The organism is Vibrio salinus, from assembly GCF_021272385.1.
Lineage (GTDB): Bacteria > Pseudomonadota > Gammaproteobacteria > Enterobacterales > Vibrionaceae > Vibrio > Vibrio salinus.
The window spans coordinates 281,259-299,503 of record NZ_JAJSDZ010000010.1; the positions used below are offsets into that span (position 1 = coordinate 281,259).

Consider the following 18,245-nt stretch of genomic DNA (forward strand, 5'->3'; position numbering starts at 1 on the left):
GTGTAAAAAAGGAGGCTAAAAAGCCTCCTGATTAATAAACAAGATATTAAGCAATTTGCTTTTGACTGACTGAAATATATTCAACAATGTCTTCAATGGTTAAAACAGGCAAATTGTGCTTTTTCCCCATATCAATGATTTCCGGCGTTCTTGCCATGGTTCCATCAGCGTTAGTCACTTCGCACAATATCCCTGCCGGAATCAATCCCGCCAGTTTCATCAACTCAACGGTTCCTTCCGTATGACCACGTCGAACTAACACACCACCAGATCGTGCACGTAGAGGAAACACATGGCCTGGGTGAGATAAATCGCTGGCCTTAGAATCTGGCCGGATTGCAGTTTGAATTGTCGTAACTCGGTCAGCCGCAGAAACACCGGTTGTCACCCCTTCTTTTGCTTCAATCGAAATGGTAAAAGCGGTCTGATTTTTACTGCTGTTATTTTTTACCATAGGAGTCAAACCAAGCTCATCGGCTTTTTCATCCGTCAGACACAAGCAGACAATACCGCTGCATTCGCGGATCATAAATCCCATTTGTTCCGGTGTTACATTCTGAGCAGAATAAATGAGATCACCCTCATTTTCTCGATTTTCATCATCAAGCAGAAGAACGCCTCTGCCTTCTTTCAGTGCTTCAAGTGCACTTTCTACACGTTGGGTTGCATCGCCAAATTCGGCTAATGACATAAACTGATTCATGGTATCTCCTTGAATAAACCTGAATCAGGGCAAATATGATGGGAATTTTGAATAAACTAAAGGCAAGACTACACTACAAACGAGTGTCGTCCGGGTATTTGCATTTATCCTCTCTCATCCGGACTATAACCGTCGGCTCTGGGATCTGACCAGATCTGCTGTCCTTAGAAATTTCTAAGCGCTCGTGGGCTCATCTATACGATCTACCACCGGTGGGGACTTCCACCCCGCCCTGAGAATTAAAAAATTACGCACCTCTTAAATAAGGTGCGTAGAACATAATATAACTTTGCCTGTTTATTGAAAAGACAGAAACTCCAATATATTAATTCATATTGAGATTAATCAAGATCTTCTAACTGATGTAAAAACGTTTTATGCTGAGAAACGACATCTTCATCCGGGAAAGAAGACACCAGAGATACAACAATAATTGCAATCACAGAAAAGACAATTCCAGGCACAATTTCATATAAATCAAAAATTCCACCAGATAACTGTTTCCAGATAACCACCGTCAAACCACCAACGATAATACCGGCAAGTGCTCCATTCCTGTTCATTCGGGACCAATACAGGCTAATAACTAAGGCTGGCCCAAAGGCAGCACCGAAACCCGCCCAAGCATAAGAAACCAGACCCAATACTGAACTATCCGGAGTGAGAGCTAAAAATAACGCAATGAGTGAAATGGCCAGAACGCCAATTCGACCGACCTGAACAATCTGATTAGAGGTCGCATTTTTATTAATTACCTGTTTGTAAAAATCTTCTGCCAAAGCCGAAGAACAGACCAAAAGCTGTGAGTCGGCCGTACTCATAATTGCCGCAAGTATGGCTGCTAATAAAATTCCTGCAACCACTGGGTGGAAAACAGCATTAACAAGCAACATAAAAATTTTCTCGCCGTCAGCCAGTTCTACTGTCGGATGTCCACTAACATAAACTAACCCAACCAGACCTATCATCACAGCACCAAACATTGACAATAATGTCCAACCGATAGCGATGCGTCTTGCTGTACTTAAGTCTGCATTTGAACGGGTCGCCTGAAAACGTGCCAGAATGTGTGGCTGACCAAAATACCCTAATCCCCACGCCGCTAATGAAATAATAGCAATAGCCGAAAGTGGTTTACCGTCGATTCCATTCCAAATAGTCAGAAGTTCAGGGTTTATATTATTAAGGTTATCACCAAGCTCCCCAAAGCCACCCTGCATAACCGCAATCGGAACAATAACCAACGCAGCAGACATCAGAAGTCCCTGAACTAAATCGGTCCAGGCAACCGCAAGAAAACCACCAAACAACGTATAAGAAACCACACAAGCAGTTCCGATGATCACCGCATATTTATAATCAAGACCAAATACAGTTTCAAACAATTTCCCACCGGCAACTAAGCCAGAACTGGTATAAAAAAGGAAAAACAATAAAATAAAGAACGCAGAAATTGTCTGAATTACTTTTGACTTATCATTAAAGCGACGGGATAGAAACTCAGGAATGGTGATCGCATCGGTTGTAATGCTGTAAGTCCGTAAACGTTTGGAAGCGATCAGCCAGTTAATCCAGTTACCTATCAATAATCCTGCCGCCAACCAAAGAGACTCTAGTCCTGCTGCATAAGCGTACCCCGGCAATCCTAGCAACAGCCAACCACTCATATCAGAAGCACCGGCTGATAAAGCTGCAGGCCACGGACCCAACGTTCTCCCACCTAAAAAATAATCTGTTGAGTTTTTCGTTCGTAAATACGCATAGACACCTATCGACAACATCATAATCAGATATACGATAAATGTTGTCGTAATAGCAAAAGTATTTTCCATTTTCATTTCCTCTTAAAGATTTAAGACCTTTCCTCCCCTCTTCTCAATAAAAAGATAAGAAGAGAGGAACAACAAGGAAAGGACTAATGACCATCACTTCCTAATTCAAGTAATGATGCATTGCCTCCAATGGCTGTTATATTTATTGTCCTGGTACGCTCAGTAATAAAACGCAAATAAAGATATGGATCTAATATCGTGTCAAAAGACAAAAAATCCGTTTCTGAAATAAAACTTACAATTGCTCCTTTTTTCTTTGCTAAATTTCGGTTTATCTGCAACTCCGGTTCTCTATCACCAACAAAGCAGACACATCTGATATCCTCACTCAAAAGAGTATGATGACTATCATAAGTTCCTGTTAAAACGACATCAGCAGGAAGGCGTGCTTTATTTGTAGCCTTATTAATCATCGAGGTGATATCTCTGTTATCACTACATAACATAACACTGTTCCCGGCAAGCAGAGCCGTCGTCAGCATAGCCAGAACCGCGTTACATGACTCCACGCTATCATCATCATGGATGATCAAGGTGACCCCCCTACCAGCCATATACAACTCATTTATTTCCCCGGTCGGGCCTGGCATGACACGTGTAGCCACTAATGCTTCAGACTGATTAATATGATAATCAATGACAGATTCAAGCTCTCCCGATGTCGACGAGAGATTTTTTTTAAACTCACATACCAATTGCTTACGGTGCTCATATTCAGTCAGATTCCAGCTTTCCCAAGCAATAAAAGAATCAGTGAAACGTACAGCCTGATGAACCATTTTGACACTCCTTATCCGGTTATAGAATCTGAATATACAGTTTTAGTAAATCGATACAGATAATGAGGCCCACCAGCTTTTGGCCCTGTACCAGAAAGTCCCTGACCTCCAAATGGCTGAACACCGACCACAGCTCCAACCTGATCTCTGTTTATATAACAATTACCGACCCGAGCGTGTCTTTCTATCCACCGATACGTTGTTTCATTCCGGCTATGAATACCCATCGTTAATCCATAACCGGTTGCATTTATCTTGTTAACAACTTCAGCAAGCTCATTCGCTTTAAACCGGACAATATGTAAAATGGGACCAAAATGCTCTTCCTTAAGAACATCAATATCGTCAATTTCAAAAGCTGTGGGTGCGATATAATCACCGTCATTACATATTTCCGACAATTTAACCTGAGCCAAGAGTTTCTGACTTTTTGTCATTTCACTAATGTGTGCTAAAAGTTTGTCTTTTGCTGTTTTATCAATTACAGGCCCAACATCTGTTGAATGTAGATAAGGAAGGCCTATCGATAATTCATTCATAGCCCCTTCAATCAATTCAATAATACGATCCGCAATATCACTCTGAACAAATAACACTCTCAGGGCGGAACACCGTTGCCCCGCCGATGCGAATGCTGAGCGGATAACATCACGAACAACCTGTTCTGGTAATGCCGTGCTATCCACAATCATGGCATTTTGCCCGCCCGTTTCGGCAATAAAGGGCACTGGAGACGAATCTCTTTCTGAAAGAACCTGATTAATTTTCTGGGCAGTTATCGTTGAACCTGTAAAAGCCACTCCGGCAATCGATGGATGACTTGTCAGGATCTGACCAACTTCAGCGCCTTTACCGAGAACCAGCTGAATAACGCCATCCGGGAAGCCAGCTTCAACCATTAACTGAACAGCCTTTAAAGCAATTAACGATGTTTGTTCCGCAGGTTTAGCTATAACCGTATTCCCCGAAATAAGTGCTGCTGAAATTTGGCCTAAAAAAATGGCCAAAGGAAAGTTCCAGGGGCTGATACAAACAAACACTCCTCGGCCAGTTTTTGAAGCAACCCGGCTAATTTTATCAAACCCGGTAATTTCTTTTGAATTCATCAGATGGATCTGAGTGGCATAATAACGACAGAAATCAACAGCTTCCCTCACCTCATCAATACTGTCATGAATAGTTTTACCCGCTTCTTTATGACACAGAGCAACAAGTTCGGGCAGATTTTTTTCCAGTAGATCAGCCAATTTGTTAAGTTTATCGGCTCTGAATTCTCGACTTTTTCCATTCCAGTTAGAAAAAGCCTTTTCAGCGCCCTCAACAGCCGCAATCACCTGATGTTTCTTTGCAAATATAACCTGCCCAACCTCGGTTGCACGATCATAAGGAGCCGTTACAGACACAACCGACTCATCTGCCTTGATCATGCTTTCGAAAGTATCATGACCATTGATAATGGACGCCCCATGCCATTTTTTTTGCATCCAATAACTAACGTCTTCTTCAAAAGATTGCTTTTCACTCTCAATATCTATATTTACCCCACAAGAATTTTTTCTTTCGGTATAAATTTCCGGAGGCAATGCTATTGCAGAGTTATGCAACGTCTTATTCATTAATAAGGTATCAACAGGGTGCTTTACGAGAGTGCTAACAGGGCATCTGGCATCGACCAGCCTGTGTACGAATGAACTATTTGCGCCATTCTCCAGCAACCTACGGACAAGGTAAGGAAGAAGATCCTTATGACTACCGACCGGAGCATAAATACGAATAGGCTGTTTATACATTCGCATCGCATAATGAAATAATCCGTCTCCCATTCCATGCAGACGCTGAAATTCAAATTCTTCATGAGAAGCCATAACTGATATTGAGGTCACAGTTTGGGCATTATGACTGGCAAATTGAGGAAAGATATGACCTCTTACAGAATCACTAAGTAAAAAACGGGCACAGGCGAGATAAGAGACATCGGAGGCTTCCTTACGGGTATAAACAGGGTAGCGAGCATACCCAGCTTGCTGAGATAGTTTGATCTCACTATCCCAATAGGCTCCTTTAACCAACCGAACCGGTATTAAATCTCCCTGTTCCCTGGCTAACGCTGTTAACCAGACCAGAGATGGTAGTGCCCGTTTAGAATATGCCTGAATAACCAGACCAAATTTACCCCATCCTACAGCAGCAGGACTTCGGTATAATTTTTCAAATAACTCCAGAGAAAGTTCCAGCCGGTCCATCTCTTCTGCATCGATGGTAATACCTACATCAAGTTCACGTGCCCGGGAAATCAAAGTAACCAAAGTCGAATACAACTCCGTCATTACCCTTTCTTTATTAGCAACTTCATAACGAGGGTGCAATGCAGACAATTTAATAGAAAGTGAAGGGGCCAATCGGGGATCGTCAGGACGGGTCTCCTGCCCAACAGCCTCAACTGCTGACATGTAATCCTTAAGGTATTTATTTGCATCAGCAGTAGTAAGTGCTGACTCACCAAGCATATCAAATGAGTAGGTATAACCTTTATCCCGCATAGGCTGGCCATTTCTTTGAGCTTCAGCCATTGTCTGGCCCAACACAAACTGACGACCCATAATTTTCATCGCTTGGTGCATAACCTGACGTATGACTGGTTCCGAAAATTTTTGGACCAATCGATTTACCGCCTGAGCCGGACTGGTATTATCAACATCGGAAAGACCAATCACTTTACCCGTGATCATCAATCCCCATGTTGAAGCATTCACAAATACAGAATCCGACCCTTTTAAATGAGACTTCCAGTCAGCAACGCTCAAACGATCTTTAATAAAAGCATCCGCTGTTTCAGAATCTGGAATACGCATTAATGCTTCAGCCAGACACATCAGTAAAATTCCTTCCTGAGTATCCAGACTATATTCAAGCAAAAGCGCGTCTATCATCTGAATTGACTGTTTGTCTGATCTGATGGCTTCAATCAACTGAGTCGTCTTCTCAGAAATTTCCTTTTTCTCATCTTTCGTCGGAGTTGCAAGCGGCAAAAGCTGCTCTAACCATTGTGATTCATCCACCATATAAAGCGGAGAGATCATCGTCCAAAGTTTATCAAGTGGCTGCTCAACAAATTCAGACTTCAACACATCCGTTGCTGTAAACATGCGTTTTCCCTCAATCTCACTCTCAGAACACCTGAGAGACCAACAATAGCTAGCAGTGTATTTTGAGACAGAGGATAAAACTTGTCAAAAACTCCATAGTTTTTGTCAAAAACTACGCAACTTAACAAAAATAAAACATAACTGACACCTTGCCATAATAATTAATCACCAGTTATTTAATAAAAAACCGAATAAAAATAAACAAGTCATCAATTTCGTGATGACAACTCACCTGTAAAAATAGCCATTTCAGACATTTTCTTATTTTTGCACTGAATAATGTTTTTTATACTGAGAAGGAGAAATCCCCTGTAGGCGGGAAAAGACATGAGCAAAGGTACTTTGTGCAGAAAATCCTGTCAGCTCAGCGATCTGCCCTAACGTATAACGACCTTCTTCAATATAACTTTTTGCAATGTCTATTCGTTTACTAAGTACATATTGATGAGGCGTAACGCCAGTTTGCTGCTTAAATAAATGATGAAATTGACTCTCACCCAAGTAGATACTGCCAGCAAGCTGGGCGACCGATATACGGTATGCTATATGTTTCTCGATATAGCGATCTATGACATTCAAATCAAGCCTAGGGATACCCCTCTGATATCCCATTCCTTTTATATGGCGCTGTAATAATGCCATCAGCGTGTCATTACAGGCTTGGCTTAAAAGTTCATCATCAGGACTGACTTTCATTTCATCAGACAGCATTTTTATTAATCTCTGAATTTGTCCATCCAGATAAAAATACATATCAGACTCTGCCAGATGATTTATCCGGTCAATCACACCGGAACCTTGTGGTGGAACGGCGCACAAATTCAGGACCAATATATCAGACTGACTAACCACGCCACCGAATGCATGACCGGAGCAAGAAGAGACAATACACCCTTTTCCGGGCCCGATACGGTTTCCGTGCCCTTCAATTTCGAAATCGGCTTCTCCCCTGAGACCAATGACAATCTGAGTGTAGTTATGATCATGGCAGTTCATCTCAGAAGGAAGCGTAACCAGCTCGGCAGGCTTAATCGCCGATACTTTCATATCACTGTTATCTTTATGGTCTGAAATGACGGTATTCATGAAAACTATTTCTCAGAACAACTAATGGAATAAAAATAATACATCAACCCAGATAACTTCACAAAGATGGCTCTGGAAAGATGATCAAGAGGAAATAAATTACGGTTAATGTCTCCTCAACTAAAAATTTCTACACCTAAAAGCTTGCATAATTTTTCATTGTGCTCAAAATGAATACTGATATATTTAACATTCACAAAATCAGCAACCTAACGTTTTTTGTGTCGTGGGTCTCTCTATACGATAAGACTTATAGCAACTATTATGTGAGTGAGCTGATTTAGTGTTAGGCTTAAAGCCTAGTTGTTTTTCACCACACTTTTGTGGACAAACGTTATTTGTTGCAGGGACCTATGATAAAACGTCACATCCCAGCGCTTATGTTAGCGCTAAGCCCTCTCTGGGTTACTACATCATCGGTGTATGCGGAAGAAGCTGCCGTCTCTCAGGTCGATCCTGTTGCGACGATAGATAGCCGGATCGATGAAAAGAAAAGTGAAATCGATAAAATTTCCAGTCAGTATGATGCTGAGGTGGCAACACTTCAACAACTAAAAAATGAAAAAGAAAAGCTGGAAAGAACCAGTAAAGAACTTGACGCGAAAAAAAACCGGGCTAAGGCCGCACTGGATAAGCAATACAGCCGACTTCTCGAAGACCCCAATACCGACCTGGCTACTTTTCAAAAGCAATATCAACAGGCCTGGGCAGACGTAAAATCCAACCAATCTGACTTGTTAGATAATGAGCAATCCTTGGCTGAGTCCGGAATAAAACTTTCTCAGTTCAAACAAAAACTGGGTAGATTAAACAGTGACTATGCGAACCTCAAAGAATCGCGTGTCGACGCCAGAATCAAGCGTCTTAATGCTGAGCTGACACAAAGCGGTGTTATTAAAGCAAGCTATAAAACAACCTGTTCTTCTTCAATGACATTAGGAGAATGCTCGCGTCAGGGTATTTATCTGACCAAGCAACAGGCCGTCAGTTCATTCAGAAGCAAATTAGTTAACGGATTAACCGAATCTATTCTGGCAAAACAAAACCTGAAACAGGTTCAGCTAAATGTCCATATATCAGATAGTCAGACACTAAAAAGTGGCTTTCAGGGTAACAACGATTATTTTGCTGAAGTACAGGCGCAAGTTCAGGCTCACCCAGAAGCAACAGCAGCCTGCAAGCTGCTAAATGTTTCTTCAAGATATTGCCTGAATGGTGAAGTCATTACCGTCAAGCAACACAAAACAGAAAAACACTGGGCAAATATAACAGTTCGCTCTGATCAGTATAACGATTCTGTCACCATTGATGGCGTAAATTATGGCAGCACACCTGTTGATATTTCACTAACAACAGGTCAGCACCGAATTACCGTGAAGAAAAATGGGTATGAAACCTATAACAAATCGGTTACAGTCAATGCCAATGATACGATTTGGGTCAAACTAAGACCAGTAAAATCAAACTAATATAGTACTGTAGTCACCTCTCAGTCAGGGTAACTGGTGGAGCTACGCCATTTTGGGATTTAATTACTAAGGTAATAATAGAACTCCAAGATGGCGTTTTTGGTAAAAATATATCAATATGATCCCGAATTATTAATTAATAACAAGTGTGAACAAATGCGACAAGGAATACCTTCTTTATTATTTTATATTTTCCCTTGCTTAATTGCGTTTAGCATCTCTTCTGAGGAAGCGGAAGTATCGTATAAGAACGATCAAGATGCGTCACAGCAAAAATTGATTAATAACACGACCAATGCCCCCAAAGACACAACCACTATCGTACCAAAAGAACTTATAGCGAAAAATCAACCTGAGCCTAAAAAAGTGGCGACGAAGAAAAAAGTTGATTTAACCTCTATTATTTCTATTGATGATGCTCTTTTCAGCGAGCACTCAGAACTGGAAAAAACCAATAAAAAATATAAGATTCAGAAAAATAAATTATCTAATCTGAAGGACAACCTGAAAAGATTAACAACTCATGCTAAACAGCTGGACAAGGAGTTAAAAAAATCAAAATCAGCCCTGAAAGCGGCCTACGATAAAATGCTAACCATTCCAGACTTTGACATTTCTAAATATCAGAAGAACTATCAGAATATCTGGTCCGATGTAAAACAAAATCAGCAGGATAGGTTAGAAACCGGACAGCGTATTACAGAGCAAAAAAGCGTCTTAAAAGCACTTGAAACAAAAATATCGATTTTTGAAGCAAAGATTAATGGCCTTGAAAAAAACAAAAAATTAGCCAGAACCGAACGCCTTTATGAAGAACTGTCTGAAGAGAGAACCGAAAAAGTCTCTTTTACAAATCGCTGTTCAGCTAGTATGACACTCAAGCAATGTGAAGATCAGACAATTGAACTCGGATTACAAAAAACTGTTAAACAATTTAAAAAGAATTTGCTTGCGGATACTACTGAATCTAATGTTGTTGTTCCAAATGCTAAACATACTTCATTCAATGTCCGTATTCTGAAATATGATGTAATCCGCTCAGGGTTTCAGGATAAAAACCGCTATCAGGTTGTTTTACAGGGACTGCTTAAGAGTAAAATATCTAAATCCACCTCATGTCAGTTACTGAATCTGAAAGCCCAATACTGTGCTGTTAAGAAAGCCATGAAAAAACAACAGGAGATGGCTTGGTACAATGTCACAATCCGCTCCAATCAATATGATGATCACGTCTATATTGATGATGTGAGTTATGGCAAATCTCCAGTTGAAATTTCACTGCCTAAGGGAATTCATACTCTAGTAGTGAAAAAAGATGGTTATGTCACATTCAGAAACTCTTTCAAACTGCATGCTGATACGAATATTCGTGCCGTGTTAAGCCAAAAAGGAAACCCTTTAAAAACTGGCTTTAAATTTAAAGACTCAATAGATAAACAACATAGCGGACCCGAAATTGTCGCTGTTACCCCCGGAACTTACTATCTGGGCGAATACAGTTCCATACAGTATAATCTTGATCATGCTTTCGCAATTTCAGCAACACCGGTAACCGTTGCTCAATATAAAGAATTTGTCACATCAACCAATTACAAAACCAAAGCAGAAATTTCGAAATCATGCTTGGTGATGAAAAACGATCAAACGGTTTCAGATAAAAATGCCAGTTGGAAATCTCCGGGCTTTCGTCAGACAAACGAAAATCCAGTCGTATGTGTCACAAAATATGATGCAGAAGCCTATACTCGTTGGTTAACACAAAAAACTGGGTTCACTTACCGCCTGCCAACGGAGGAAGAATGGGAAATTGCCAGTCGTGCCGGGAAAACAACCAACTACTGGTGGGGAGATGGATTCTTACCCGGTGCCGGTAATACTGGATGGGGCGGAACTTACTGGTCGAATAAAAGTACCTCTCCTGTCAAATCGTTCTCAGCTAACGCATGGGGCATTTATGATGTCATCGGAAATGTCTGGGAGTGGACCAATAAGAAGCAAGGTGTGACTCGGGGCGGAGCATGGTGTTTCTCGCCTTCAACAGCTATGGCATTCAGTCAGTTGTATATTTCACCTTCATCATCAACAAACTACATTGGCTTCAGAGTACTAAGAACCATCCATTGATCAGCATATAAATAAAAGGCATGATACCGAAATTCATGCCTTTGTTATTTTACTCTGTATTACAAATTATGGTGCCAGACGTTCAATACTCCAGTTACTATTATCTTTCGAATAAATAAAACGGTCATGAAGACGGTGCTCTCCTCCCTGCCAGAACTCAATCGTTTCCGGTGTAACACGATACCCGCCCCAAAAACTTGGCATTGGGATCTCACCATTTGCAAACTTCTGCTTTAATTCAAGATATTTTCCGACCAGAACGCCACGGGCTGAAAGACGGCTACTCTGATGGCTGGCAATAGCAGCAATCTGACTTTCCTTTGGGCGAGAAGTAAAATATTTCATATTTTCCATCGCTGACAACTTCTCTGCATGACCGGTGATATGAACCTGCCTTTCCAGTAAATGCCAGGGAAAGTGAATACTTACTTTACTATTGTTATCTATATGTTGAGCTTTTCTGCTACCTAAATTGGTATAAAAAACAAATCCTTCCTTAGATACATCTTTCAGCAAAACGATACGTTGAAATGGTTGTCCTGTAGCGTCTACTGTTGCAATAGTCATGGCTGTTGGATCGGCTAAATTTGCATCAATGGCCTGCTGTAACCACTTTTCAAACTGCTCTATGGGGTCATGACACAAATCCTTTCTGCGTAATCCCCCTTTTGTGTATTCTCGTCTGATCTCTGAGAGCTCCATGACAACTCCTTTAGTAAATTTTTCCCGATTTTGCTCTCTATTCAAAATGATCTCAAGAAGTCTAAGCAAATTTATCAAAATTACATTATAACTTACGATAACCAATGGAGTAATAAGTGACTATAATATAAATTAAATTTGTATTTAGTTGCATTCACTATATAACTATCTGTATTGTATTTATCAGGCTCTGTTGGCCTAAAATAATGTGCTTGTCTTCGAAAATAGGGATAAAAATGAAAAAAGAAGGCTACAATCAGCTTTCAGATGATGAGTTAGAATTCGTTGATGATAAAACAGCGGCACTATTGCTCAATACCCCACATTCAACCCGAATTATTTTATGGGTTATTTGCGTATTCTTCATTATTGCGATCATATGGGCTTCATTCGCAAAAGTCGATAAAGTCACTGTCGGCCAAGGCAAAGTTATTCCCTCATCTCAGGTTCAGGTAGTACAGAACCTGGAAGGTGGTCTGGTCAAAAGAATACTGGTAAAAGAAGGGGATCATGTTGAAAAAGGTCAGCAACTGCTCCTGATTGATGACACCCGGTTTCTGTCTGATTTCAGGGAACGGGAACAGGAAGTATCAAGTTTAACCGCTAATGTGGTTCAGTTATCAGCATCAATAAACAGTGTTCGGATCAACAACAATTTTGATGAAAAAAACTGGCAGAAAAGCGTTGTTATCAAATATAACCAGCTAAAATTCCCAGTCAAATTAGCAGAAAAAAAACCAAGCTTAATCAACAGGCAAAAAGCACAGTACATTCAGGATCTGGACAATCTGAAAAACCAAATATCCCTAATAGACCAGCAGGTAAAGCAAAAGCAACAAGACTTAATTGAACTGGAAGCTCGGTACAATAACTTAAAGCAAAGTTATAATTTTGCCAAAAAAGAACTCGCAATAACCAAACCTCTGGCTGACGAAGGAGTCGTACCCCAAATTGAACTGCTCAAATTACAACGACAGGTGAATGATACACGCCGCGACATGACATCCAGTGAATTAAAAATTCCACTGGCTAAATCCAGTGTCCGGGAAGCTGTGCTCAACAGAATCGATGCAGCTCAGAAGTTTCGGACCCAGCAACAGGATAAGTTAAATCAGGCTCAGGATAAATTATCTGCAATGACGGAATCGGCCGTCGGTCTAGAAGACAGGGTAAACCGCACCGTTGTAGTGTCACCCGTTACCGGTACTGTAAAAACATTAAACGTCAACACCGTTGGCGGTGTAATCCAGCCTGGAATGGATATCGTAGAAATCGTTCCGTCAGAGGATACACTCTTAGTAGAAGCCAAAATTGCCCCCCGAAACATTGCATTTTTGCGTCCAAATTTACCAGCTATTGTGAAGTTTACGGCTTATGATTTTAGTAAATATGGTGGATTAGAGGGGACATTAGAACACATCAGTGCAGATACCGATACGGATGAAGAGGGAAACAGTTATTATATTGTCCGGGTCAGAACCTTTGCAACAACACTCAACAAAGACGGAGAACTGCCGATCATTCCGGGAATGACCGCCAGTGTTGATATCATAACCGGAAAACGAACGGTGATAGATTACCTATTACGTCCACTGTTGCGCGCAAAAGACAATGCTTTTCAGGAATGATGATGGAAACGTACGTAAACCCACATACAAAAAGGAAAACATCAAACAGAAAATTCTTTATCTGTTTTCTGATTATGATAAGTGTTGTATTGACTGCGACCAGTCTGAGTGCTCTTAGTACTAAGGAGCAAAAATGGGTAGATGCAGTGACAAAAGCGTACGGACAAAAAGGAGGCCGCAGAGTCGAACTTTGGCGGGAAGACTTAGAACAGTTTAAAACACTCCCTACGCTAATGAAATTAAAGCGGGTCAACCAGTTTATGAATAGAATGCACTGGGTCACCGATAAGAAACTGTGGGGGAAAAATGATTACTGGGCTACACCACTAGAATTTCTGGGAGTGGGTGCCGGTGATTGTGAAGATTACACGATTTCCAAATATTTTTCTCTGCTGGAGATAGGCATACCAGATAGTAAACTCAGACTGGTATATGTTAAGGCAATAACCTATAACCAATTTCATATGGTTCTGGCGTATTACGAAACACCAAGTTCAGAACCATTAATTTTAGATAACATTAATCCAAAAATTGAACCGGCCAGTAAGCGGCGTGATTTACTACCTATATACAGTTTCAATGGTCGGAATTTGTGGTTAATGAAATCGAAAAACGGCCAGTTAGCAGGAGATTCTTCACGCTTGAGTCTCTGGAACGATTTACGAAACAGAGCCCGGACTCTGATTCTTAATAAACCTAAATTTAGTTACAATTAAGTAGGCAGATATGACTCTTTATAAGCAAATTGTCATTGGAATAATCACGTTGTTTATCCTGTTGATATGTTCTGTTTTCATTATTCAGTTCAACACAACACGAAATAATCTTGAACAACAACAACGTTCCGAAGTCACCAACACGATCAATACCGTTGGTTTAGCCCTTGCTCCGTACTTAGAGGATAAAGATACAGTTGCGGCAGAGTCTGTGATTAATGCTCTTTTTGATGGAAGTACCTATTCACTTGTAAAACTGACGTTTCTGGATAACCGTCAGGAGATCGTCAGACACTACCCCATAAAACCAAACGGTGTCCCTCAATGGTTTACCAATCTGGGGCTGTTTGAAAAAATTCATGAAAAACGCATTGTAACGAGTGGCTGGCTGCAACTGGCTAAAGTTGAAATAACCAGTCACCCTGGCGAAGCCTACCGTCAGTTGTGGAATGCGCTAACTCGCCTTGCCATTGTTTTCGGCAGTATTTTTATCTTTGGGTTGGTTGCCATTGCACTGATCATCCGTCATGCCTTGCTTCCATTACAGGCTATTGTATTAAAAATGGAACAAGTGGCCCGTAGTCAGTTCGGAAAACCACTACCCCGCCCTTCAACAAAAGATCTGGTGTATGTTGTTGACGGTATCAACCGCATGTCATCTCAGATAGAAGCATCATTCAATGCTCAGGCAAACGAAGCTCAACAACTGAGAGACCGGGCTTATCTGGACACGGTTTCCGGACTGGGAAACCGGGGATATTACATGAGCAGCCTGAACAGCTGGCTGGCCGAAGGTGGTATTGGTGCCGTCGCATTGCTTCAGGCGGCCTTCATTGAAGATATCTATGAAGAAAATGGCTATAAAGTCGGCGATGATAAAGTGAAAGAGTTAGCAGAATTGCTGAAACTGTCTATCACGCAAAAAGACATCAGTATTGCTCGTTTGTCTGACGGGGAATTTGCATTCATATTCCCAATGCTGGATGAAGAAGATATCCCTAATTTCGCAGAAAAAATCATGGACTGTGTTTCAAATCTTAACCCCGATCCATTGGGTGAAGCCCGTCCCGAAGCGTATCTGGGCTTTGTCTATAACAGTACTAAAAAATCGGCTTCTGAAATTTTATCATTGCTTGATAACGCACTTGCTCTCGCGAGAGCCAGCCATGAAAAACTTTATGGCTACATCAGCAGCAATGACAATAAGCTGATCATGGGTAAACAACAGTGGAAAGCGCTGGTTGAAGAAGCGATGGATAAAGGATGGATACAATTCCGCTTCCAGAAAGCATCAACTCCTAAGGGGGATATTCTGCATAAAGAAGTCTTCTCTTCCATTGAAAAAGATGGTACGCGCTACAGCGCCATTCAATATTTGTTTGCCCTTGAACAACTGAACGTCAGCCACATTTTTGACCAATATGTTATTCAGGCTATGTTCGATAAACTGGTTCAAAATGAACTGAACGACACCCTGGCAATCAATATTTCACCAAACAGTATCTCAGAACCAAGCTTTATTCGTTGGATAACAGAGCTACTGCATCAAAACAAAGATGTGGCAGGCAAACTTCACTTTGAACTACCGGAAACATGCTTTATTCATACTCCGCATTATACGGCTTTATTCTGTAACGCAATACGCAGTGCCGGAGCTGATTTCGGAGTTGACGGATTCGGCCGCAACTTCAGAGAACTGAATTACCTGAACGAATTCAGGCCACAATACGTCAAGCTGGACTATCTGTTTACGCATAATATTGACGATGAAAAACAAACATTTACACTGACATCAATTTCCAGAGCGGCGCATAACTTAAGTATTACAACGGTTGCCTCTCGTGTTGAGACGCAAGAACAGCTGGAATTTCTTGCGGATCATTTTATTGATGTTTTTCAGGGTTTCATCGTGGATAAGTAAAAGGCTTTTAAATGCAGGATACGCTACTAAACTCGCTCATTTATCTGAGTCGTTATTATGGGCTGGCAAATTCTCCGGAAGCCTTGATTAACGGTCTGCCCCTTTCTGATGGGAAATTAACTCCTTTTTTGCTTCCCAGAGCGGCAGAAAGAGCCGGTCTGACAGCCAAGGAGAACCGTTCTGAGCTAAAAGCGATACCCAAGCTTGTTTTCCCGGTTATTTTGCTGTTAAGAGGCGGAGAATCCTGCGTAATCAACAGTCTTGATGAGGAAGCTGGCGAAGCTGAAATCGTTACTGCTGAATCGGGTATGGTACCGATCGCCCACCCTATTGACGATCTGGAAGAACGCTATATCGGCCGTTTTTTCATGGTCAAAAAACAATTCCGCTATGATGAACGCTCACCGGAAATATTAAAACCGAAAGACGGGCACTGGTTCTGGAGCACGATCTGGCAATCAAAACGCATCTACAGAGATGTCTTGATTGCCTCATTATTGATCAATATTTTTGCCATTGCGACGCCCATGTTTTCGCGGCTTGTTTACGATAAGGTCGTTCCAAATCTGGCATTTGAGACTCTGTGGGTACTTGCCAGCGGCATTTTCTTTATCTTTTTATTTGACGTCACGCTGAAATTACTCAGAAGTTATTTTATTGATGTAGCCGGTAAAAAGTCGGATGTCCTTATCTCCGCAAAACTGTACAGCAAAGTGCTTGGGATCCGGATGGAAAACCGCCCACCATCAGTTGGTGCATTTGCGCGTCATCTACAGGAATTTGAATCAATTCGCGAATTTTTTACGTCTGCGACAATCAGCTCGCTAATTGACTTACCTTTTGCGTTGCTCTTTTTAGTTATCATCGGGTTAATGTCCGGACCTATCGTTATCGTTCCGATTGTCGGTGTCATAATCCTGGGTATTTATTCCTACATTATTCAGGGTAGACTAAGACGCTCTATTGAAGAAGGATCCCGGTTAGCCTCGCAAAAATATGCGAACCTGATTGAAAGTCTTGCGGGCCTGGAAACAGTAAAACTTTATGGAGCAGAAGGACAATTTCAGTACCGCTGGGAAGAAGCGGTTACTCATATGGCAAACTGGAATATCAAAAGCCGCAGAATCACAGACGGAATCCAAAATAGTGCAGGATTTGTCCAACAGGCTTGTAATGTAGGCATGATTATTGTCGGGGTTTATTTAATATCAACCGGTGATTTGTCAATGGGTGGACTGATTGCCTCGACTATGTTGAGCAGCCGGGCTATCTCACCTATGATCCAGCTATCATTGTTATCTACCCGGTATAATCAGGCAAAATCGTCCATGACAATCATCGATCAAATCATGGAAATGCCAGACGAACAGGAAGAGGGGAAACGGTATATCCATCGCCCTATTATCCAGGGAAAAATCGAACTGGATAACGTAACGTTTCACTATCCAAATACGGATGTTGCTTCCATCAGAAACGTTAGTCTGACAATAAACCCAGGGGAGAAGGTGGCAATTATAGGCCGTATCGGTTCAGGTAAAACCACGCTGGAACGTTTAATTATGGGTTTATACAAACCAACCGAAGGTCATGTCCGAATTGATGACACTGAAATTAGCCAACTGCACCATATTGATATCCGTCGCAACATTGGCTGTGTCCCGCAGGAATGCGTTCTCTTTTATGGCTCAATAAGAGATAACATCACTCTCGGCAGACCATTGATAGATGACCGAGACGTCATGGACGCTGCAAACAGAGCTGGAGTGACAGCATTTACCCAGACAGATCCCGCAGGCCTGGAACGTCAGGTTGGTGAAGGTGGACAACTCTTATCTGGTGGACAAAAACAAGCGGTTAGCATTGCCAGAGCGATTCTAAGCCGTCCTCCGGTACTATTAATGGATGAACCGACCAGCTCAATGGATAACCGTTCTGAAATGCTCATTAAGAACCAGCTAAAACAATTAAACAACCAGGAAACGTTAATTCTGATTACGCACAAAACATCCATGCTGGATATTGTCGACAGAGTGATTGTGATGGAAAAAGGTAGCATTATTGCCGATGGACAAAAAGCAGAAGTACTGAATGCATTGCGGGAAGGACGGGTCAGAGCTGTAAATTAATTGTTCCGTTCAA

Annotated in this window: 12 protein-coding genes and 1 riboswitch; of the genes, 6 read left to right on the forward strand and 6 right to left on the reverse strand. The window is 41.4% G+C overall.

Annotated elements, in window-relative coordinates; all coding sequences use genetic code 11:
• Window positions 1-46: 46 nt before the first annotated feature.
• The 5 genes from ribB to LRQ06_RS14800 form a co-directional block, all read right to left on the reverse strand.
• Window positions 47-703 (reverse strand): 3,4-dihydroxy-2-butanone-4-phosphate synthase, encoded by a 657-nt coding sequence (ribB, locus tag LRQ06_RS14780; protein WP_232767684.1) that lies wholly within the window; start codon window positions 701-703, stop codon window positions 47-49.
• A 102-nt stretch (window positions 704-805) separates the two neighbouring features.
• A riboswitch (FMN riboswitch) is annotated at window positions 806-947 on the reverse strand.
• Between the two features lie 97 nt (window positions 948-1,044).
• On the reverse strand, window positions 1,045-2,535 hold the full coding sequence (gene putP / locus LRQ06_RS14785) for a sodium/proline symporter PutP (protein WP_232767686.1): 1,491 nt from the start codon (window positions 2,533-2,535) through the stop codon (window positions 1,045-1,047).
• A gap of 83 nt (window positions 2,536-2,618) precedes the next feature.
• Complete coding sequence (locus LRQ06_RS14790; protein WP_232767693.1) at window positions 2,619-3,314, reverse strand: 1-pyrroline-5-carboxylate dehydrogenase; 696 nt, start codon at window positions 3,312-3,314, stop codon at window positions 2,619-2,621.
• Window positions 3,315-3,325: 11 nt separating this feature from the next.
• Window positions 3,326-6,460, reverse strand: a complete 3,135-nt coding sequence (gene putA / locus LRQ06_RS14795) for a bifunctional proline dehydrogenase/L-glutamate gamma-semialdehyde dehydrogenase PutA (protein ID WP_232767694.1) — start codon at window positions 6,458-6,460, stop codon at window positions 3,326-3,328.
• A 261-nt stretch (window positions 6,461-6,721) separates the two neighbouring features.
• Window positions 6,722-7,546: a helix-turn-helix domain-containing protein gene (locus LRQ06_RS14800; RefSeq protein WP_232767697.1), complete on the reverse strand. Its 825-nt coding sequence runs from the start codon at window positions 7,544-7,546 to the stop codon at window positions 6,722-6,724.
• Window positions 7,547-7,899: 353 nt separating this feature from the next.
• On the opposite strand from LRQ06_RS14800, the gene LRQ06_RS14805 reads away from it, so the two are divergent.
• Both LRQ06_RS14805 and LRQ06_RS14810 read left to right on the forward strand, forming a co-directional pair.
• A complete protein-coding gene (locus tag LRQ06_RS14805; RefSeq protein WP_232767700.1) occupies window positions 7,900-9,015 on the forward strand; it encodes a PEGA domain-containing protein in 1,116 nt (371 codons plus the stop codon).
• A 156-nt stretch (window positions 9,016-9,171) separates the two neighbouring features.
• Complete coding sequence (locus tag LRQ06_RS14810) at window positions 9,172-11,139, forward strand: SUMF1/EgtB/PvdO family nonheme iron enzyme (protein ID WP_232767703.1); 1,968 nt, start codon at window positions 9,172-9,174, stop codon at window positions 11,137-11,139.
• Between the two features lie 66 nt (window positions 11,140-11,205).
• Here LRQ06_RS14810 and pdxH read toward each other — a convergent pair whose 3' ends face one another.
• Window positions 11,206-11,841: a pyridoxamine 5'-phosphate oxidase gene (gene pdxH, locus LRQ06_RS14815; protein WP_232767705.1), complete on the reverse strand. Its 636-nt coding sequence runs from the start codon at window positions 11,839-11,841 to the stop codon at window positions 11,206-11,208.
• Between the two features lie 236 nt (window positions 11,842-12,077).
• Here pdxH and LRQ06_RS14820 point away from each other — a divergent pair, with 236 nt between their 5' ends.
• The 4 genes from LRQ06_RS14820 (at window position 12,078) to LRQ06_RS14835 (ending at window position 18,232) form a co-directional block, all read left to right on the forward strand.
• Window positions 12,078-13,469 carry an HlyD family type I secretion periplasmic adaptor subunit gene (locus LRQ06_RS14820; protein WP_232767706.1) on the forward strand — a complete coding sequence of 464 codons (1,392 nt, stop codon included), beginning with the start codon at window positions 12,078-12,080 and terminating at the stop codon, window positions 13,467-13,469.
• A gap of 74 nt (window positions 13,470-13,543) precedes the next feature.
• Window positions 13,544-14,185 (forward strand): transglutaminase-like cysteine peptidase, encoded by a 642-nt coding sequence (locus LRQ06_RS14825; protein WP_238484048.1) that lies wholly within the window; start codon window positions 13,544-13,546, stop codon window positions 14,183-14,185.
• Window positions 14,186-14,195: 10 nt separating this feature from the next.
• On the forward strand, window positions 14,196-16,106 hold the full coding sequence (locus LRQ06_RS14830; protein ID WP_232767716.1) for a bifunctional diguanylate cyclase/phosphodiesterase: 1,911 nt from the start codon (window positions 14,196-14,198) through the stop codon (window positions 16,104-16,106).
• Between the two features lie 11 nt (window positions 16,107-16,117).
• Window positions 16,118-18,232, forward strand: coding sequence for a type I secretion system permease/ATPase (locus LRQ06_RS14835; RefSeq protein WP_232767719.1), 2,115 nt, complete (start codon window positions 16,118-16,120; stop codon window positions 18,230-18,232).
• Window positions 18,233-18,245 lie beyond the last annotated feature (13 nt).

What these genes read in the sequence shown, in the direction of transcription:
- ribB (WP_232767684.1), bottom strand. Translation starts at nt 703, where the DNA reads ATGAATCAGTTTATGTCATTAGCCGAATTTGGCGATGCAACCCAACGT.
- LRQ06_RS14810 (WP_232767703.1), top strand. Translation starts at nt 9,172, where the DNA reads ATGCGACAAGGAATACCTTCTTTATTATTTTATATTTTCCCTTGCTTA.
- putA (WP_232767694.1), bottom strand. Translation starts at nt 6,460, where the DNA reads ATGTTTACAGCAACGGATGTGTTGAAGTCTGAATTTGTTGAGCAGCCA.
- LRQ06_RS14805 (WP_232767700.1), top strand. Translation starts at nt 7,900, where the DNA reads ATGATAAAACGTCACATCCCAGCGCTTATGTTAGCGCTAAGCCCTCTC.
- LRQ06_RS14800 (WP_232767697.1), bottom strand. Translation starts at nt 7,546, where the DNA reads ATGAATACCGTCATTTCAGACCATAAAGATAACAGTGATATGAAAGTA.
- putP (WP_232767686.1), bottom strand. Translation starts at nt 2,535, where the DNA reads ATGGAAAATACTTTTGCTATTACGACAACATTTATCGTATATCTGATT.
- LRQ06_RS14835 (WP_232767719.1), top strand. Translation starts at nt 16,118, where the DNA reads ATGCAGGATACGCTACTAAACTCGCTCATTTATCTGAGTCGTTATTAT.
- pdxH (WP_232767705.1), bottom strand. Translation starts at nt 11,841, where the DNA reads ATGGAGCTCTCAGAGATCAGACGAGAATACACAAAAGGGGGATTACGC.
- LRQ06_RS14820 (WP_232767706.1), top strand. Translation starts at nt 12,078, where the DNA reads ATGAAAAAAGAAGGCTACAATCAGCTTTCAGATGATGAGTTAGAATTC.
- LRQ06_RS14830 (WP_232767716.1), top strand. Translation starts at nt 14,196, where the DNA reads ATGACTCTTTATAAGCAAATTGTCATTGGAATAATCACGTTGTTTATC.
- LRQ06_RS14790 (WP_232767693.1), bottom strand. Translation starts at nt 3,314, where the DNA reads ATGGTTCATCAGGCTGTACGTTTCACTGATTCTTTTATTGCTTGGGAA.
- LRQ06_RS14825 (WP_238484048.1), top strand. Translation starts at nt 13,544, where the DNA reads ATGATAAGTGTTGTATTGACTGCGACCAGTCTGAGTGCTCTTAGTACT.